Origin of the sequence: Rhizobium sp. SG570 (assembly GCF_012275345.1) — a bacterium.
GTDB classification, from domain to species: Bacteria; Pseudomonadota; Alphaproteobacteria; order Rhizobiales; family Rhizobiaceae; genus Rhizobium; species Rhizobium lusitanum.
In genome coordinates this window covers 258727-274991 of the sequence record NZ_JAAZQI010000006.1, presented here as the reverse complement: position 1 = coordinate 274991, position 16265 = coordinate 258727, and the positions used below count along the sequence as shown (strand labels likewise).

Annotated in this window: 16 protein-coding genes; 13 read left to right on the top strand and 3 right to left on the bottom strand. The window is 61.2% G+C overall.

What is annotated here, in order from left to right:
- Positions 1-98: 98 nt before the first annotated feature.
- From cpaB to FHT28_RS15080, 8 genes are all read left to right on the top strand, one after another.
- A complete protein-coding gene (gene cpaB, locus FHT28_RS15115) occupies positions 99-911 on the top strand; it encodes a Flp pilus assembly protein CpaB (protein WP_092576010.1) in 813 nt (270 codons plus the stop codon).
- A gap of 14 nt (positions 912-925) precedes the next feature.
- Positions 926-2425: a type II and III secretion system protein family protein gene (locus tag FHT28_RS15110; RefSeq protein ID WP_168596631.1), complete on the top strand. Its 1500-nt coding sequence runs from the start codon at positions 926-928 to the stop codon at positions 2423-2425.
- A gap of 55 nt (positions 2426-2480) precedes the next feature.
- Positions 2481-3215 carry a CpaD family pilus assembly lipoprotein gene (locus FHT28_RS15105; protein ID WP_168596630.1) on the top strand — a complete coding sequence of 245 codons (735 nt, stop codon included), beginning with the start codon at positions 2481-2483 and terminating at the stop codon, positions 3213-3215.
- Between the two features lie 31 nt (positions 3216-3246).
- Positions 3247-4518, top strand: a complete 1272-nt coding sequence (locus FHT28_RS15100; RefSeq protein ID WP_092575953.1) for a CpaE family protein — start codon at positions 3247-3249, stop codon at positions 4516-4518.
- Positions 4519-4599: 81 nt separating this feature from the next.
- On the top strand, positions 4600-6084 hold the full coding sequence (locus FHT28_RS15095) for a CpaF family protein (RefSeq protein WP_168596629.1): 1485 nt from the start codon (positions 4600-4602) through the stop codon (positions 6082-6084).
- An 8-nt stretch (positions 6085-6092) separates the two neighbouring features.
- Positions 6093-7100 carry a type II secretion system F family protein gene (locus FHT28_RS15090; protein WP_037200990.1) on the top strand — a complete coding sequence of 336 codons (1008 nt, stop codon included), beginning with the start codon at positions 6093-6095 and terminating at the stop codon, positions 7098-7100.
- A 21-nt stretch (positions 7101-7121) separates the two neighbouring features.
- Entirely contained in the window at positions 7122-8099 is a 978-nt protein-coding gene (locus FHT28_RS15085) for a type II secretion system F family protein (RefSeq protein WP_168596628.1), read from the top strand.
- Positions 8100-8239: 140 nt separating this feature from the next.
- The gene (locus FHT28_RS15080; protein ID WP_168596627.1) at positions 8240-8884 is read left to right on the top strand and encodes a LysE family transporter; all 645 of its coding nucleotides are present in this window, start codon (positions 8240-8242) and stop codon (positions 8882-8884) included.
- Between the two features lie 57 nt (positions 8885-8941).
- On the opposite strand, the gene FHT28_RS15075 is transcribed toward FHT28_RS15080, so the two are convergent.
- Positions 8942-9769: a tetratricopeptide repeat protein gene (locus tag FHT28_RS15075; RefSeq protein WP_037200983.1), complete on the bottom strand. Its 828-nt coding sequence runs from the start codon at positions 9767-9769 to the stop codon at positions 8942-8944.
- 148 nt (positions 9770-9917) lie between these two features.
- Between FHT28_RS15075 and FHT28_RS15070 the strand changes: the two genes are divergently transcribed.
- The 4 genes from FHT28_RS15070 to FHT28_RS15055 all read left to right on the top strand — a co-directional run bounded on the left by FHT28_RS15070 (position 9918) and on the right by FHT28_RS15055 (position 13145).
- Positions 9918-11309, top strand: a complete 1392-nt coding sequence (locus FHT28_RS15070) for a M17 family metallopeptidase (protein WP_037200981.1) — start codon at positions 9918-9920, stop codon at positions 11307-11309.
- A gap of 307 nt (positions 11310-11616) precedes the next feature.
- Positions 11617-11961, top strand: a complete 345-nt coding sequence (locus FHT28_RS15065; protein ID WP_034511967.1) for a MarR family winged helix-turn-helix transcriptional regulator — start codon at positions 11617-11619, stop codon at positions 11959-11961.
- A gap of 16 nt (positions 11962-11977) precedes the next feature.
- Entirely contained in the window at positions 11978-12832 is an 855-nt protein-coding gene (locus tag FHT28_RS15060) for an NlpC/P60 family protein (RefSeq protein WP_168596626.1), read from the top strand.
- Positions 12833-12905: 73 nt separating this feature from the next.
- Positions 12906-13145, top strand: a complete 240-nt coding sequence (locus FHT28_RS15055) for a hypothetical protein (protein ID WP_037200979.1) — start codon at positions 12906-12908, stop codon at positions 13143-13145.
- Positions 13146-13183: 38 nt separating this feature from the next.
- Here FHT28_RS15055 and FHT28_RS15050 read toward each other — a convergent pair whose 3' ends face one another.
- Positions 13184-14149, bottom strand: coding sequence for a DMT family transporter (locus FHT28_RS15050; protein ID WP_168596625.1), 966 nt, complete (start codon positions 14147-14149; stop codon positions 13184-13186).
- A gap of 125 nt (positions 14150-14274) precedes the next feature.
- On the opposite strand from FHT28_RS15050, the gene FHT28_RS15045 reads away from it, so the two are divergent.
- The gene (locus FHT28_RS15045; protein WP_168596624.1) at positions 14275-14754 is read left to right on the top strand and encodes an Lrp/AsnC family transcriptional regulator; all 480 of its coding nucleotides are present in this window, start codon (positions 14275-14277) and stop codon (positions 14752-14754) included.
- 110 nt (positions 14755-14864) lie between these two features.
- On the opposite strand, the gene FHT28_RS15040 is transcribed toward FHT28_RS15045, so the two are convergent.
- Positions 14865-16256: an amidase gene (locus tag FHT28_RS15040; RefSeq protein ID WP_168596623.1), complete on the bottom strand. Its 1392-nt coding sequence runs from the start codon at positions 16254-16256 to the stop codon at positions 14865-14867.
- Positions 16257-16265 lie beyond the last annotated feature (9 nt).

The window sequence follows — 16265 nt, the reverse complement described above, 5'->3', positions numbered from 1 at the left end:
TGGTTAAGTAATTATAAATGTAATACACCATTAACTATAATTATACCAATTGCTGAGCATTCTGCGGGGCGAAGAATCCTGTTCCCCAAGGAATGACCATGAAACCCGCTCGCATAATGATACTCGCAGTGGCAGCTGTCGCGGCAGGGATGGCCGGCCTGCTCGCGATGCGTCTGGCCGGTTCGCACAATATCGTGCCCCAGGTTGCGGCGGTGGTGGAAAAGGAAGCAACGATCAATGTGCTCGTTGCGAGTGCCAACCTGCCCGTCGGCTCGCGCCTGAATGAGAGCTCGGTCCACTGGATGGGCTGGCCGGAAAGCGGCATCGTCAAGGGCCTTATCACCGAGAGCGAGCGGCCCGACGCGCTGAAAGACCTGAACGGCGCGGTGGTCCGCCTGCCGATTTTCGAGGGCGAGCCGATCCGGGAAGAAAAGGTCGCCGATTCCAACAGCCGCATCCTTTCCTCGTTGCTGCCCTCCGGCAAGCGGGCCGTCGCCACCGAGATTTCCGTCGCGACCGGTGCCGGCGGCTTCATTCTTCCGAATGACCGCGTCGACGTGATCATGGTCCGCAAGGGTGCGCAGCAGCAGCTCATAACCGAGACGGTGCTCAGCAACGTGCGTGTCTTGGCCGTCGACCAGCAGATCGAGGAGAAGCAGGACGGCAGCAAGGCTGCGGTTGGGGTGACCGCGACGCTGGAACTGACGCCGGATCAGACGAAGGTTCTGGTCGTCGCGCACCAGATGGCCGACCGGCTGACGCTGGCATTGCGCTCCGTCGCCGACGCACAGCAACCGGATACGACCGCCGCCGACTATCTGCTGGCCGGCGACAGCGGCAGCGGCCTTGTGCAAGTCATCAAGTCGGGAGCGATCGTGACCGATGGCCCAACCGGAATGAAACCACAATGAGAAGGGGCGGGATCATGTTCAAGACCAACAAGAAAGCCAGCTCTCCCCTTGCTGCAATTCTCTCGTTTTCCGTGGCTTTTGCGGGATTGCCCTTGGCGGACATCCCGGCTTTTCTGCGTATGTCCGTCGCACGTGCAGGCGGTTCCGACAGCATCGTTACGATTGCCGGCCTCGGCACGAAGCGCACTTTGAAGCTTGGTCTCAACAAGGCGCTGGTCGTCGATCTGCCGGCCGACGCACATGATATTCTCGTTTCCGATCCGAAAATGGCGGATGCTGTGACACGCACATCGCGTCGCATCTATCTTTTCGGCAAGACGGTCGGCCAGACCAATATCTTCGTCTTCGGTGCGGACGGCAAGGAAATCGTCAGCCTCGACCTGCAGATCGAGCGCGACATTGCCGGCCTGCAGGACAATATCAAGCGTTTCATCCCGGACTCCGATATCAATGTCGAAATTGTTTCCGACAATATCGTCCTGACAGGCACCGTACGCACGCCGCAGGATGCGTCACGGGCTGTGCAGCTTGCCCAGGCCTTCCTGAAGGGCGGTGAAGCAACCACTCGCTTCGCGACGGCGACAGGCAGCGGCGACAACAGCTCTGTCGCTCTCTTCGCTGAAGGGCGGCAGACCTCGCAGATCGTCAACATGTTGCAAATCGAGGGCGAGGATCAGGTCACGCTCAAGGTGACCGTCGCCGAGATCAAGCGTAGCGTGCTGAAGCAGATCGGCTTCGACAATCTTGTCAGCAACTCTTCTGGTCTGACGGTGGCGCAGCTCGGCAATATTCAGAACGACGCGAGCGCGGCGGCTGCCGGCGGCGGTCTTGCCAGCCTCTTCAAAACTGCCGTCGGCAAGTACAGTATCGGCACCTATCTCAACGCAATGGAACAGGCGGGCGCCGTTCGTACATTGGCGGAGCCGACGTTGACGGCGATCTCCGGTCAGGCCGCGACGTTCACTTCGGGCGGTCAGACACTCTATTCCACGTCGAACAAGGATGGGAGTGTTACAATCACGCCCTTCAACTATGGTATCAGCCTGGCCTTCACGCCGGTCGTATTGTCTGCCGGACGCATCAGCCTGCACATACAGACGCAGGTGTCGAACCCTATCGGCACGGCAAACACGGCAACGTATAATCAGCGCGCCGCCGATACCTCGGTTGAATTGCCGTCCGGCGGCTCGATCGCCCTTGCCGGCCTTTTGAATGATACCATCCAACAGACCACCAACGGTACGCCCGGCGCCTCGAAAATCCCGATCCTCGGTGCGCTGTTCCGACAGAAGAGCTTCCAGCGCGACGAAAGCGAGCTGGTCATTATTGCGACGCCCTATCTGGTCCGCCCGGTGGCCCGCAGTCAGCTGGCTCGTCCCGACGACAATTTCTCGCCGAGCAACGATGTCAGCGGCTTCTTCATGAACCGTGTCAACAAGATTTACGGCCGCAAGGATGCGCCGCCGGTCGCCGACGCCGATTTTCACGGCACCGTTGGCTTCATCTACAAATGAGGGGACACGGAGCATGACGCGCACCTTTTCAACCGGATCAACGAGAGATCAGAAGATGGCCAGTCTCGACCGCAACGCGCCCCGCACCGGCCGGCCCCGTTTCTCCACGCTGGCCTTGATTGCCCCGGTCTTGATCTTGACGGCCGTCTCCGTCAGCGGCTGTGCCGATTCAAGGGATCGCATGACGACCAGCGCCATCAATGACGATTATCGTCAGCGCCACCCGATCGTCTTGACGGAGAAGGAACATAATATCGACATACCGGTGGCCGCCAGCGACCGCCACCTGACCACGGGCATGCGCGACACCGTCCGCGGCTTCGTTCAGGACTATAGGGCGCACGCGACCGGCACGGTCGAAATACTGTCGCCAAGGCAGTCGGTAAACACTTTGGCCGCATCGGCGCTGCGCCGGCAGATTCGCCGGGAAATGGTGGCAAATGGCATACCGTCGGGGCGTATCGTCGATACCTATTATCCAGCCGGTGGTCCTGATGACGCTGCTCCGATCCGTCTGCGCTTCGCCGCGACGACGGCGGCCACCAATGCTTGCGGCCAATGGCCCGACGATCTCTCAGACAACGCCTTCGACAACCAGAACTATTACAATTTCGGCTGCGCGACCCAGCAGAACCTGGCGGCGCAGGTCGCCAACCCGACGGATCTTATCTCACCGCGCGCCACGACGCCGATCGATACCGATCAGCGCGGCAAGATAATCGACAATTATCGCAGCGGCTCGGTCGCGACCAGCACGGCCACCCTCGGCGGGTTCAGTTCTGGAAATTGAGAGCAAGCGGTCGGCAGAACAGGATAAAGTGATGAGCGCCATCGATTACGACATTGGATCGACTGCCGCGGAGGCCGAGGAAGCCCCGCGCTCTGGCAACCTCGACAACTTGCGGCCGCTGCCGCGCATTTCCGTGCATGTCTTCTGCGAAAGCGAGCAGTTGCAGCAGGTTATGGACCGATGCGCCAACGATCGCCGCATGTCCAAGGTCAACCTCCGGATCACCAGCGGCGGCACGGCCGCTGCTGCGAACATGTTTGCTTCGACGCCGACACCCAATCTGATTGTCCTCGAGACGCGCGCAAATTCGCGCAATCTGCTGGCCGAACTGGCGCCGCTCGCGGCCGTCTGCGATCCGAGCACCAAGGTGATCATTGTCGGTTACCACAATGATATCGCCCTTTACCGCGAACTGATGCGCAACGGTATTTCCGAATATATAGTCCAGCCCGTTGATATGAACGATATCATGACGGCGATGGCGGGGATTTTCATCGACCCCGACGCGGAGCCGCTCGGCCGCAGCATTGCCTTCGTCGGCGCGAAGGGTGGGGTAGGCGCATCCACGATCGCGCATAATTGCGCCTTCGGAATCTCGACCCTGTTCTCGACCGAAACCATTCTTGCCGATCTCGATCTGCCGTACGGCACGGCCAACATCGATTTCGACCAGGACCCCGCTCAGGGTATTGCCGAGGCAGTCTATGCGCCGGAGCGTCTTGACGAGGTCTTCCTCGATCGCCTGCTGACCAAATGCTCGCAGCATCTGTCGTTGCTGGCTGCGCCCTCCATGCTGGATCGTGCCTATGATTTCGACGGTCAGGCATTCCTGCCCGTCCTGGATGTTCTTCAGCGCAGCGCGCCGGTCGCCGTCCTCGACGTACCCCATCAGTGGACAGAATGGACACGCTCGGTGCTTGCGGCTGTCGATGAAGTCGTCATTTGCGCCGCGCCCGATCTTGCCAATCTGCGCAACACCAAGAACCTGATTGACGCGTTGCGCAAATTGCGTCCCAACGACAAGGCGCCGCATCTCATTCTCAATCAAGTCGGCATGCCGAAGCGCCCCGAGATCAACCCGGTGGAATTCTGCGCGCCATTGGAGACGGATCCGATCGCCATCATCCCGTTCGACATCAATCTGTTCGGCAATGCGGCCAATAGTGGTCGCATGATCTCGGAGACGGATCCGAAGTCGCCGGTCGCCGAGACTTTCGCGCAGATATCGCACATCGTCACCGGGCGCATCGCTGTGAAGAAGGCAAAAAGGGGCGGCCTTCTTGGTCGCCTGAAGCGGAAGTAGTTGTTTGATTTCGCATGAGTTTCGAAGGGTCGATTTCCCTCGGTGAAAATCATGCTGCAGTAATGGAGTTGGATCGAGACCATGTTTGGCAAGCGCGGAAATGAAGGTTCTGCAAAGAGCGGTGGCGGCGCACTTCCGCCGGCGCCGGCGCGCGCGCCTGCCACGACGGGCGCACTCGCGGGTCCGGCAGTGCTGGTCGAGCCGTCGCGCGACGCCGCGCAGCCGCGTCAACAGGTGGCACCGCCTTCGATGCAGACGCCCGCCCGGCGCCGACCCGCACGCACCGAGGAATATTACGACACCAAGGCGCAGGTCTTTTCCGCGCTGATCGATACGATCGACCTGTCACAGCTTTCCAAGCTCGACAATGAAGCCGCGCGCGAAGAAATCCGCGATATCGTCAACGACATCATCACCATCAAGAATTTTGCGATGTCCATTTCCGAGCAGGAGGAACTGCTCGAGGATATTTGTAACGACGTGCTTGGCTATGGCCCGCTTGAGCCACTGCTGGCACGCGATGATATCGCCGATATCATGGTCAATGGCGCAGGTCAGACTTTCATCGAAGTGGGCGGCAAGACCGTCGAATCCGAAATCCGTTTCCGCGATAATGCCCAGCTTCTTTCCATCTGCCAGCGCATCGTGAGCCAGGTCGGCCGCCGCGTCGATGAATCGAGCCCGATCTGCGACGCTCGCCTGCCCGACGGCTCGCGCGTCAACGTCATAGCGCCGCCACTGTCGATCGACGGCCCGGCGCTTACCATTCGCAAATTCAAGAAGGATAAGCTGACGCTCGACCAGCTCGTCCGCTTCGGCGCCATCACGCCGGAGGGTGCGACACTGCTGCAGATCATCGGCCGCGTACGCTGCAACGTCGTTATCTCCGGCGGCACCGGCTCGGGCAAGACGACGCTTCTGAACTGCCTGACCAATTACATCGACCGTCACGAACGCGTCATCACCTGCGAAGACACCGCAGAGTTGCAGTTGCAGCAGCCGCATGTCGTGCGTCTCGAAACCCGCCCGCCGAATATCGAGGGGGAGGGCGAGATCACCATGCGCGACCTCGTCAAGAACTGCCTGCGTATGCGCCCCGAACGCATCATCGTCGGCGAAGTGCGCGGCCCCGAGGTCTTCGATCTGCTGCAGGCAATGAATACCGGTCACGATGGCTCCATGGGCACCATCCACGCCAACACGCCGCGCGAATGCCTGAGCCGTATCGAATCGATGATCGCGATGGGCGGCTTCAGCCTGCCGGCCAAGACCGTGCGCGAAATCGTTTCCAGCTCCGTCGACGTGATCATCCAGGCCGCGCGCCTGCGCGACGGTTCGCGACGGATCACCCAGATTACCGAGGTGATCGGCATGGAGGGCGATGTGATCATTACGCAGGACCTGATGCGCTATGAGATGGAAGGCGAGGACGCCAATGGCCGCATCATCGGTCGGCACGTCTCCACCGGTATCGGCAAGCCGCATTTCTGGGATCGTGCACGCTATTATAACGAGGAAAAGCGCCTGGCCGCCGCCCTCGATGAGATGGAACAAAAGTCGCAATAGGACTCCCCATGTTCGGTGTCGATCCAACGGTGCTACTGATTGTCTTGCTTACGGCCGTCTCCGCGGCTGCGATCTGCTATGGCATTCTTTATTCGCGGATCGAGTCGCAGAAGAAGGCCGACAGCCGCGTCAACCGGGTCAGCCAAGCCGAGACCGACCGGCTGAAGGTCAAGGCTACGCGTGATCGTGTTCAGGAACTGTCGAAGCGGCGCAAGTCGGTGCAGGATTCGCTGAAGGATCTGGAAAAGCGCCAGACCGAAAACATCAAGAAGAAGCAGTCGCTGAAAGCGCGCCTGGGACAGGCTGGCCTGTCGCTGACGCCCTCGCGTTTCTACGTCTTCAGCGTGCTGTTCGGCCTGTTTGTCATGTTGATCCTTTTCATCGGCGGTGCACCGTTCCTCGTCATCCTGGGTTTGCCCTTCGCTGCCGCCTTCGGTCTGCCGCGCTGGCTCATCGGGTTCCTCATCAAGCGCCGGCAGAACAAATTCCTCGATGAGTTTCCGAACGCGCTGGATCTTATCACGCGCTCGCTTCGCGCTGGTCTGCCACTCCACGATGCCATACGGCTGGTGGCGGGCGAGGCGCGCGAGCCGGTCAAGACCGAGTTCCGGCGGGTGGTCGAGGCACAGCAGGTCGGCCTCAGCATGTCGGATGCCTGTGGGCGCATGAACAACCATATGCCACTGCAGGAGGTGAGTTTCTTTGCAATCGTCATCACCATCCAGGCTCAGGCTGGCGGCAACCTGTCGGAAGCGTTGGGCAACCTGTCGCGGGTGCTGCGTGAACGCAAGAAAATGAAGGCGAAGGTCCAGGCGCTGTCGATGGAAGCAAAGGCGTCCGCCGCCATCATCGGCGCGCTGCCCTTCATCGTCATGCTGCTCGTCTACCTGACGTCGCCGCAGTACATGATGGTCCTGTTCAGCGATCCGCGCGGTCACCTGATCCTGATGGGCGCTGGCATCTGGATGTCGATCGGCATCTACATCATGCGCAACATGGTCAATTTCGAGATCTGAGCGGAAGGAGCCGCATAGCCCATGTCCGATCTGGCTTCTCAACTGACCGATCCCGGCACCATTCTCGCCGTCGTCGTCGCGATCGCCGTCTTTGCTACCTTCTATACGATCGCCATGCCCATGCTTGAGCGCGGCGATCTCAATAAGCGTATGAAGGCCGTGTCGACGGAGCGCGAGCAGATCCGGGCGCGCGAGCGGGCGCGGCTGAGCGCCGAAGGCGGCAAGGCAACGCTGCGCAACCAGAACAATCGTAACGTCAGGCAGATCGTCGAGCGTTTCAATCTGCGCAACGCGCTGGTGGACGCAAATACGGTCAACCGTCTGCGTGCCGCCGGCCTGCGTTCGGAAAACGCGCTGAACATGTTTCTGGTGGCGCGGTTTCTGTTGCCGTTCCTGTTTCTGGCCGTTGCCATCGTCCTGGTCTTCGTTCTCGGATATTTCGCCGCCAAGCCTCTTCCGATCCGCCTGCTCGGCGTCATCGGCACGGCCTATCTCGGCTTTTATGCGCCGAACATCTATGTTTCGAATTTGGTGACCAAGCGCCAGAAGTCGATCAAGCGCGCCTGGCCCGATGCCCTCGACCTGATGCTGATCTGCGTGGAGTCGGGCATATCAATCGAAGCCGGCATGCGCCGTGTGGCCGAGGAAATGGCCGAGCAATCCCCGCCGCTTGCCGAGGAAATGGTGCTGACCACGGCCGAGCTTTCATTCCTGCAGGATCGCCGCACCGCCTTCGACAATCTTGCCGCCCGCACCCAGATCGAACTTGTAAAGTCCGTAACCCAGGCTCTTATCCAGGCCGAGCGCTACGGTACGCCGCTATCGCAGGCCTTGCGCGTCATGGCACAGGAAGGCCGCGACGAGCGCATGAACGAGGCGGAGAAGAAGGCGGCCGCCTTGCCGCCGAAGCTGACAGTGCCGATGATCGTCTTCTTCCTGCCCGTTCTGATGGCGGTCATTCTCGGTCCGGCGATCATTCAGGCCATGGACAAGTTCTGACCGGCAAGCTTGCCGCCAGCGCGGAAGCGTGGTTAATCTCCAATTTGAAGTCGCTGACAGCATCAGCGGATGGCCTCCCCGATGCGCGGAGGTTCGCATCAGTTGCCAAGCGGATTTCCAGGCATGTTGGGAGGTGTCGCATGTCATCCACAGCCATATTTTTCAGCGTTATCGCCGCGGTTTTTATAGGGGCCGTCAGCCCCGGGCCGAGCTTTGTGCTCGTGTCCCGGATTGCCGTTTCCCGCTCGCGCAAGGCCGGTCTCGCCGCCGCCTTCGGCATGGGAACCGGCAGCGTCATCTTCGCGACGCTGGCTCTGTTCGGCCTGAGCGCGCTTTTGATGAAGGTCGAATGGTTGTACCTCGCGCTGAAGGTCGCGGGCGGCCTCTATCTGATCTATGTCGGCATCCGCATCTGGCGCAGCGCGGCGCATGATCTCCCGATCGACGCACCGGCCACGCCGGCGGCGGCCGGTATCGTGCGCAATTTCCTGTTTGCGCTTGGAACCCAGCTCAGCAATCCGAAGACGGCCATCTTCTATGGCAGTATTTTTGCAGCACTTCTTCCGGCGTCTCCCGCTCCCTGGTTGCTGCTCACCGTGCCGCCGGCAGTTTTCTTGGTCGAGACGGGCTGGTACATGGTGGTGACGATGGCTTTTTCGTCCAATCGCCCGCGTGCGCTCTACATTGGATCGAAATTGTGGATCGACAGGGTTGCCGGTGCCATCATCGGAGCGCTCGGAGCGCGGTTGGTGATCGACGGCCTGCCACGGCATATCTGGCGTTGATCAACTGGCGAACGGGCAATTCCAGAGGCAAGCGCCGCTCATTTTACTGGAATTATTTTATTGGACCGTTTTCTTCGCATCGCCACTGGCGGCGAGCTTCTGCCATGAGTTTTGTTGCGCCAGCATGGAGCGCAGATAGGCGACGTTGGCGTTTGCCTGCTGCGGCGTGAGCTCCTGCCGGGCGATCTGCTCGGCTTCGGCGAAGCGGCCCTGCAGGCCGACGACAAGCGCCAGGTTCTGCCGCACGCGGCTGTCGGCGCCCGGCTGGCCGACGGCTGAACGAAGATAGGTTTCGGCATTCTTGAGATCGCCGGTCAGCACGTAGGACATGCCGAGGTTGGAAAGGATCGTCGGCTCGTTGGGAGCCAGCACCAGCGCGTCGCGATATTTGCCGCGGGCATCGGTGGAACGGCCGAGCTGGTCGAGGATCGCGCCTTGTGCGGACACCAGGCGCCAATCGGGTCGGTCGGGGGTCTGGGCGCGATCGATGGTCGCCAGCGCCTCGTCCAATTGGCCTGCCGCCGCCTGTGCCTTGCCATAGGCCGCCAGCACGCCGCGATCGCTCGGATTGTTGATCGCAACCTGTTGCATGACGGCAAGCGCCTGATCGTTGCGGCCGCTCATGCGCAGGGCATTGGCATAGTTGACGCCGGCGTCGCGATCCTTGGGATTGGCGTCATAGGCCTTGCCGAAGGTAAGGGTCGCCTGCGCCAGGTCGCTGCCGTTCATCGTATCGAGGGACTTCGACGCCGTCGGGATCGAGCCGGTCGTCATCTTGTCTTTGCCCGTTGTCGAGCAGCTTGCGAGTGCGAGCGCCAGAAGCGCGGCCGAGGTGCCCTGGAAAAGAAAGGTTCTGAACGAAGACGCGATTGAACCGGCGGACATGACGCTTTTCCCTGAATCCTTAAGTCTTGCGCCCGGCCTAGAATCGGAACAGGGAAAGGTTCGACGCAATGTTCGCTCCAGCAATAATCTGTTAACCCTAACAGACGGTTAACTCTCGATTCCCTGAAGTCATCGTCAAAGGAAAGTCATGGCCCCTTATCAATTCATCGAGCGCGCGACGCCCTTCAATTCGAAGGGTGGGGCGACGCTGCCGATCTTTGCCGTCACGCCGGCGCATATAGAAACCGGCACCATCGATCCCATCGCGCTCGATTGGGCGCGTAAGGCCGGCTACAAGGCCGACAGCGGCTCCTTGCTCCTGATCCCGACGGCAGATGGACATCTGGGCGGTGCATTGTTCGGCCTTGGCTCTAATCCGTCCGAGCAGCCATTCCTGACCGGCAGGCTGGCGCGCAGCCTGCCGGCGGGCGACTGGCATATCGAAACGGCGCCTTTGACCGCGAACCGGCTTTCGCTTGGCTTCGGTCTCGGCAGCTATCGTTTCGAGCGCTACAAGTCCGAGAAGGTAACGGCGCCGACGCTGATGATCCCGCGCGATACCGATGCCACCGACATCAAGCGTCAGCTCGCCGGCGTCTTTCTTGCCCGCGATCTCATCAACACGCCGACCAACGACATGGGGCCGGAACAGCTCGAAGCCGCCTTCCGGGCGCTTGCCCAGCACTATAAGGCCGACATGTCCGTCATCATCGGCGATGATCTGCTGAAGGAGAATTTCCCGCTGGTGCACACTGTGGGACGCGCCAGCGCCGATGCCCCGCGCCTCTTGGAGCTGCGCTGGGGCAAGAAGGGCCATCGCCGCATCACGTTGGTCGGCAAGGGTGTGTGCTTCGATACCGGCGGCCTCGACATCAAGCCGGCATCCTCGATGCTCCTGATGAAGAAGGACATGGGCGGTGCCGCCAATGTCATGGGCCTGGCGCTGATGATCATGGACGCCAAGCTCAAGGTCGACCTGCGCGTCATCGTTCCGGTCGTCGAGAACTCGATTTCGGCCAATGCATTCCGCCCCGGTGACATCTACAAGAGCCGCAAGGGCTTGACGGTGCAGATCGACAACACGGACGCCGAGGGACGGCTGATCCTTGCCGACGCGCTTGCCTATGCCGACGAGGATGCGCCCGACCTGATGATCGACATGGCAACGCTGACCGGCGCTGCCCGCGTCGCGCTCGGCCCGGACCTGCCGCCCTTCTTCACCGACGACAACGATCTTGCCCGCGATCTGACCGAGGCGAGCCTGGAGACGGACGACCCGCTGTGGCGCATGCCGCTCTACATGGGCTACGACAAGGATATCCGCACGAAATTCGCCGATATCACCAATGCGCCCGCCGGCGGCATGGCCGGCTCCATCACCGCCGCCCTGTTCCTCAAGCGTTTCGTCACGAAAACGCCGAGCTGGGTGCATTTCGACATCTTCGGCTGGGCTCAGAGCGAACGACCGCACTCTCCGGGCGGTGGCGAGGCACAGGCGATCCGGGCTTTGTATCACCATATCCGGCAGAGTGTGCGTTAGGGCACTATAGTTCCCTCTCCCCGCGTTGCGGGGAGAGGGCTAGGGTGAGGGGCCAGACACGTCGGCGCGGTCACGCCGGACTGGCCTGACCGTCACCAATAACGGATCCGAAAGGACGGTAACTCTCGTCTTGAGGCTGCTGCAGAGAAAGCCCCCATCCCGAGCCCTCGACATTTCACTTAAGCTCAATGTCCCGGCCTCACCTTCTCCCCCCTTTGCGGGGAGAAGGGGTTGATGAATTCCCCTTGAATCCGCCACGATCTTGGCCGAAAATGGAACGGTAGCGTAACGATTTTCGGGGTTGCCCTTGCCGCTTGATCTCTCCGCCTCGCAGGCCCTTGGCCTCTGGCACGGCGTGACGCTCACTCAGGTGCGCCGCGAGGATCATGATTTGACGCTGCGGCAGACCGCGATCCTGCTGCAGATCTATCTCGTGCCGCCGCCGCATACGGTGCGCGGGCTTGCTGCGACGCTCGGCGTCACCAAGCCGGTCATCACTCGGGCGCTTGACACGATGGGCGAGATGGGGCTGGTCGACCGCGTGCGCGACGATCGCGATCGCCGCAATGTCATCATCAAGCGCACGGTTACCGGCGCTCTCTATCTGGAAAAACTCGGCGATCTCGTTATCGAGCAGGGCCGCAAACTATGAGTTCGGGATTTTCTTCATGACGCTCGACCGCCGTCTCAACGCCTTCAGACCTGACCTCGCCGAAGCCTCGCTGCGAGGCAAAGTCGAGGCCGAACGCTTCGTCGAAGGCAGCAAAGCACAGATCGTCGGTCCCGTTGTAGCACTTCGCCCAGAGCCGGATCTTGCCTACGGCATCGATACAGAGCTGCTGATGGGGGAGGAGGTGACGGTTTTCGAGCGCAGCAATGGCTGGTGCTGGGTAAAGTCCCTGTCGGATGGCTATGTCGGCTATCTCCCCGAAGGCGCGGTCAAGGAAGGGACGGCGGCAGCGACGCACATCGTTATCCCGCAGCGTACCTTCCTTTATCCCGAATCGGAGTTGCGCAAGCCGTATGTTACAGTGCTTTCGATGGGCAGCCGCGTGCGCGTCAGCGGCACCGCCGAAGCGCGCGGCAATCATTACGTCGTTCTGGAAGACGGCACCGCCATTTTTGCCAGGCATGTGCAGCCAATCGGTCACAATGACGGCGGCGATTACGTCGACGTCGCCTTGCGCTTTCTGGAGACACCCTATCTCTGGGGCGGCCGCTCCGGCCTGGGCATCGATTGCTCCGGGCTGGTGCAACTCGCGCTCTCTATGACAGGGCGTGCAGCACCGCGCGACACCGATATGCAGGCAGCGGGTCTCGGCGAGCCTATCGCCCGCGAGGAGCTGCGTCGTGGCGATTTCGTCTTCTGGAAAGGCCATGTTGCGATCATGGAGGACCCGGAGACCATCGTCCATGCCAATGGCCATACCATGACCGTCGCGCGCGAGAATTTCGCCGCCGCCGTCGAGCGTATCGGCTGGCTCTACCAACAGCCGACCGGATACCGCCGCTTCGTCGGTTGATCTGCCTCGGAACAGTCTCTCCGCTCGTCCGTTATTCTTCTGATCGCGATATCCTATCGAGAGGAGAAGAAACATGCCCATTACGGCGATGGAAAAGACAGTCAGGGATATTCTGTGCGACAGCCATATCCGCAAGAGCGGCAAGATCGACAGGCTGCGCGAATTGCAAAGTGAAGCGCGCGGCATCCAGCGCGCCGGCAGCGAAAGCTCGATGAGCGCGGACGACGGTCTTCAGGACGATCTGCGCGTCATCGAAAAGGCATTGCACGATCTCGATGCCGACATCGAGCAAAAGGGTGCCGCCACGCTGTAATGCGGTTGGCGCCCCGTGCTTCTTTCGAGAGACAGCCTCTACGGCGTGCGCGGCCGGGAAATCCAGATGCCTGCGACGATGATGATTCCGCCCAGGGCCTGTATCAGCGTGACATTTTCACCGAATAGGACCCAGGCGAAAACCGCGGCGGCGATCGTCTCGAGGAAAATGACGAGCGACGAGAAAACGGTTGGCAGGCGTCCGAGCGCCACCGAGACCAGCCCCTGCCCGCCGGCATGGCTGACGAGGCCGAGCGCAAGGAGAACGCCCCATCCCGAAACCGATTGCGGCAGCATCCTCGGCTCGAAGAAGAAGGCAACGACAAAGAGGATTGCCGATGTGACGACGCTCAATTCGAAGGTCGCGCGTGCGGCGTTCGTCCTGCCGCGCGCCGCGCCGACCGCCAGAAAATAGAGGCCGAAGAAGGCACCGGTGATGATCCCCAGCGTGTCGCCGACGGCGCGGCTTGGATTGAATGCAAGGCTCTGCACCACCAGCGCCGTGCCGCCCGAAAGGCATACGAGGAGCCCGACAAGCGTAGCGCGGTTGACCCTTTGCCGCAGCAGCAGCCAGCCGAAGATAACGACCCATAGCGGCGCCATCGTCGCAAAGAAGGTCGCGTTGGCGATGGTGGTCCGCAAGATGGCGAGATGCCAGAAGAACAGGTCTCCCGTAAAGGCGAGACCGGCAAGGATGGTCGCCAGCGTGAAGCTCGCGCGGGGCGCGTCGGCCCCTGCCGCCTCGGCATATCGCATCCATACCCAAAGGATAGGCAGGGCGAGAAAGACACGCCAGAATGCGCTGGCGAAGGGGCCGACATCGGCCAGGCGCACGAGGCTGGGGGAGATGCTCATCGCCAGCGCCGCGAGAACCATCGCCACCAGACCGACAACCAGACCTTTCGAGCCATCGGATGCGGAGGCTACGCCGATGGCGGTAACGTCTTTCGCCGCCATGGTTTCGCCAACGACTGGGGATCGGATATCGTATTCGGGCGCGGACATTCCTGTACCTTTTTGGAGTCAGATGGTTTGTGGCGCAAATCTATTGCATAAGAGGCGAGGATTTGGCTCCATTTAGGCAGCCTTCGTGCAATTTTGTTTCATTTTTGATGACGGGATGTTTTGAAATGCCCAACCCTGCCGATCTCGACGGTTTCGATCTGGAGATCCTCGATATTCTTCAGAAGGACAACACCGTCCCGCAGCGATCGATCGGCGAGCACGTCCACCTGTCGGCACCCGCGGTGCAGCGGCGCATCAAGCGCATGCAGGCGAGCGGCGTCATACAGGCGAATATCGCGGTCGTCGATCCGGCGGCAGTGGCATTGCCGATCACCATCATCGTCGAAGTCCACATCGCCAACGAACGCTACGATCTTATCAATGCGATTAAGCGCAGCTTCCTTGACGCACCCGAAGTTCAACAATGTTACCAGGTCACCGGCGAGGCCGATTTCGTTCTCGTCGTCGTCGTGGCCAGCATGTCCGACTATGAAGTCCTGACGCGCCGCCTTTTCTACGACAATCCGAATGTGACGAAGTTCAAATCGCTCGTCACCATGGACCGGGTGAAGATCGGTCTTTCGCTACCCTTGGCACGAGACTAGAGCAATTCCAGGAAAAGTGCGTAGCGGTTTTCCGTCCGGAATTGCGCAAAAACAATAAGCTAGAGCGGTTAGGCGATTCCGTGAAACGCGTAACCGCTCTAGCCGGCGGCTCATCCCGGCCGCTTCGGCCAGTTGGTAACACCGCCGGTCCAGTCCTCGAAAGCCTTGGAGAGCCGCAGGACCAGCATGTCGTCGAAGCGCGGGCCAACGATCTGCAGGCCGATCGGCATGCCGGAGCGGGAGAAGCCGCAATTGATCGAGGAGGCCGGCTGCTCCGACATGTTCCAGGGAACGGTGAAGGCGATATGCTCGAACGGCAGGGCCGGGTCGTTGGTCGGCGAGGCCCATTCCGCCGGATAGGAAACGATCGGATTGGTCGGCGAAAGCACGGCGTCTACCTCGGTGAAAAGCCTGCCGCAGCTCTTGCGCATCTCGATCGTCTGGTTGAAGCCGCGCACTGCCTCGACGCCGCTGACATCGGCGCCGCCCTTGGCCCATATATGGATATAGGGCAGGATCATGTTGCGGCGTTCCTCGCTCAGACCCATGATGTCGCCCCAGAAGCGCGCCCGCCAGAAGATATCAAGTCCATCCAGCATCTGCCGTGTCAGCACCGGCGCAACGTCGATGATGATGGCACCCGCTTCCTCGAAGCGTCTGGCGGCTGATATAACGGCATCGCGCACCTCGTCATCGACAGGCAGCCCGCAGCCGGCATCCAGCATCAGCCCAATCTTCATTCCCCTGACGTCGATGTCGAGGTCCAGCCAGTCGATCTCGCTCGGCGGCAGGCTGGTGCCGTCGCGCCAGTCTGGCCGCGACAGCGTCGCCATGGAGAAGGCCGCATCCTCGACGGTTCGGGTCATCGGCCCGGCGCAGCGCCCGACATAGTAGGGATCGACGGGAATGCGGCCATGGCTCGGCTTGAAGCCGAAGATGCCGGTCCAGCCGGCCGGCAGGCGCACGGAACCGCCGATATCCGTACCGATATGCAGCGGTCCGTAGCCAGCGGCCGCAGCTGCCGAAGCTCCGGCGCTGGAGCCGCCGGGATTTTGTGAGGGATCCCATGGATTGCGGCTGAGCTTGTGGTAGCTGGAAAGGCCGGAGGAAAGCATGCCATAGTCGGGGCAGGTGGTCTTGGCAAAGATCACCGCGCCGTCCTCGCGCATGCGGGCGGCGATCGGCGCGTCCTCGGCTGCCGGAACGAGCTCGACGGCGGCCGTGCCGAGCGGCACCGGCTGGCCCTTGGTGGCGATCAGTTCCTTCAAGGTCACCGGGATGCCGTCCAGCGGCCCAAGCGGCGCGCCCTTTGCCCAGCGTGCGCTGGAGGCGGCTGCCTGCCTGCGAGCATCCTCGGGATCATAGGCATAGAGAGCCGATATCGTCGGCTCCCACGCATCGATATGCTTTTCGAGCGCCAGCCAGTATTCGCTGGGCGACAGGCTCTTGTCGGCGAATTTGCGCTTGAGGTCTCGGATGGAAAGATCGGTCGGTTCGGTCATGGTCTATTC

Excerpts from the sequence above, each read along its gene's own strand:
- FHT28_RS15055 (WP_037200979.1), top strand. The coding sequence starts at position 12,906 with ATGCCCATTACGGCGATGGAAAAGACAGTCAGGGATATTCTGTGCGAC.
- FHT28_RS15100 (WP_092575953.1), top strand. The coding sequence starts at position 3,247 with ATGAGCGCCATCGATTACGACATTGGATCGACTGCCGCGGAGGCCGAG.
- cpaB (WP_092576010.1), top strand. The coding sequence starts at position 99 with ATGAAACCCGCTCGCATAATGATACTCGCAGTGGCAGCTGTCGCGGCA.
- FHT28_RS15090 (WP_037200990.1), top strand. The coding sequence starts at position 6,093 with ATGTTCGGTGTCGATCCAACGGTGCTACTGATTGTCTTGCTTACGGCC.
- FHT28_RS15060 (WP_168596626.1), top strand. The coding sequence starts at position 11,978 with ATGACGCTCGACCGCCGTCTCAACGCCTTCAGACCTGACCTCGCCGAA.
- FHT28_RS15070 (WP_037200981.1), top strand. The coding sequence starts at position 9,918 with ATGGCCCCTTATCAATTCATCGAGCGCGCGACGCCCTTCAATTCGAAG.
- FHT28_RS15095 (WP_168596629.1), top strand. The coding sequence starts at position 4,600 with ATGTTTGGCAAGCGCGGAAATGAAGGTTCTGCAAAGAGCGGTGGCGGC.
- FHT28_RS15075 (WP_037200983.1), bottom strand. The coding sequence starts at position 9,769 with ATGTCCGCCGGTTCAATCGCGTCTTCGTTCAGAACCTTTCTTTTCCAG.
- FHT28_RS15040 (WP_168596623.1), bottom strand. The coding sequence starts at position 16,256 with ATGACCGAACCGACCGATCTTTCCATCCGAGACCTCAAGCGCAAATTC.
- FHT28_RS15110 (WP_168596631.1), top strand. The coding sequence starts at position 926 with ATGTTCAAGACCAACAAGAAAGCCAGCTCTCCCCTTGCTGCAATTCTC.
- FHT28_RS15045 (WP_168596624.1), top strand. The coding sequence starts at position 14,275 with ATGCCCAACCCTGCCGATCTCGACGGTTTCGATCTGGAGATCCTCGAT.
- FHT28_RS15080 (WP_168596627.1), top strand. The coding sequence starts at position 8,240 with ATGTCATCCACAGCCATATTTTTCAGCGTTATCGCCGCGGTTTTTATA.
- FHT28_RS15050 (WP_168596625.1), bottom strand. The coding sequence starts at position 14,149 with ATGTCCGCGCCCGAATACGATATCCGATCCCCAGTCGTTGGCGAAACC.
- FHT28_RS15105 (WP_168596630.1), top strand. The coding sequence starts at position 2,481 with ATGGCCAGTCTCGACCGCAACGCGCCCCGCACCGGCCGGCCCCGTTTC.
- FHT28_RS15085 (WP_168596628.1), top strand. The coding sequence starts at position 7,122 with ATGTCCGATCTGGCTTCTCAACTGACCGATCCCGGCACCATTCTCGCC.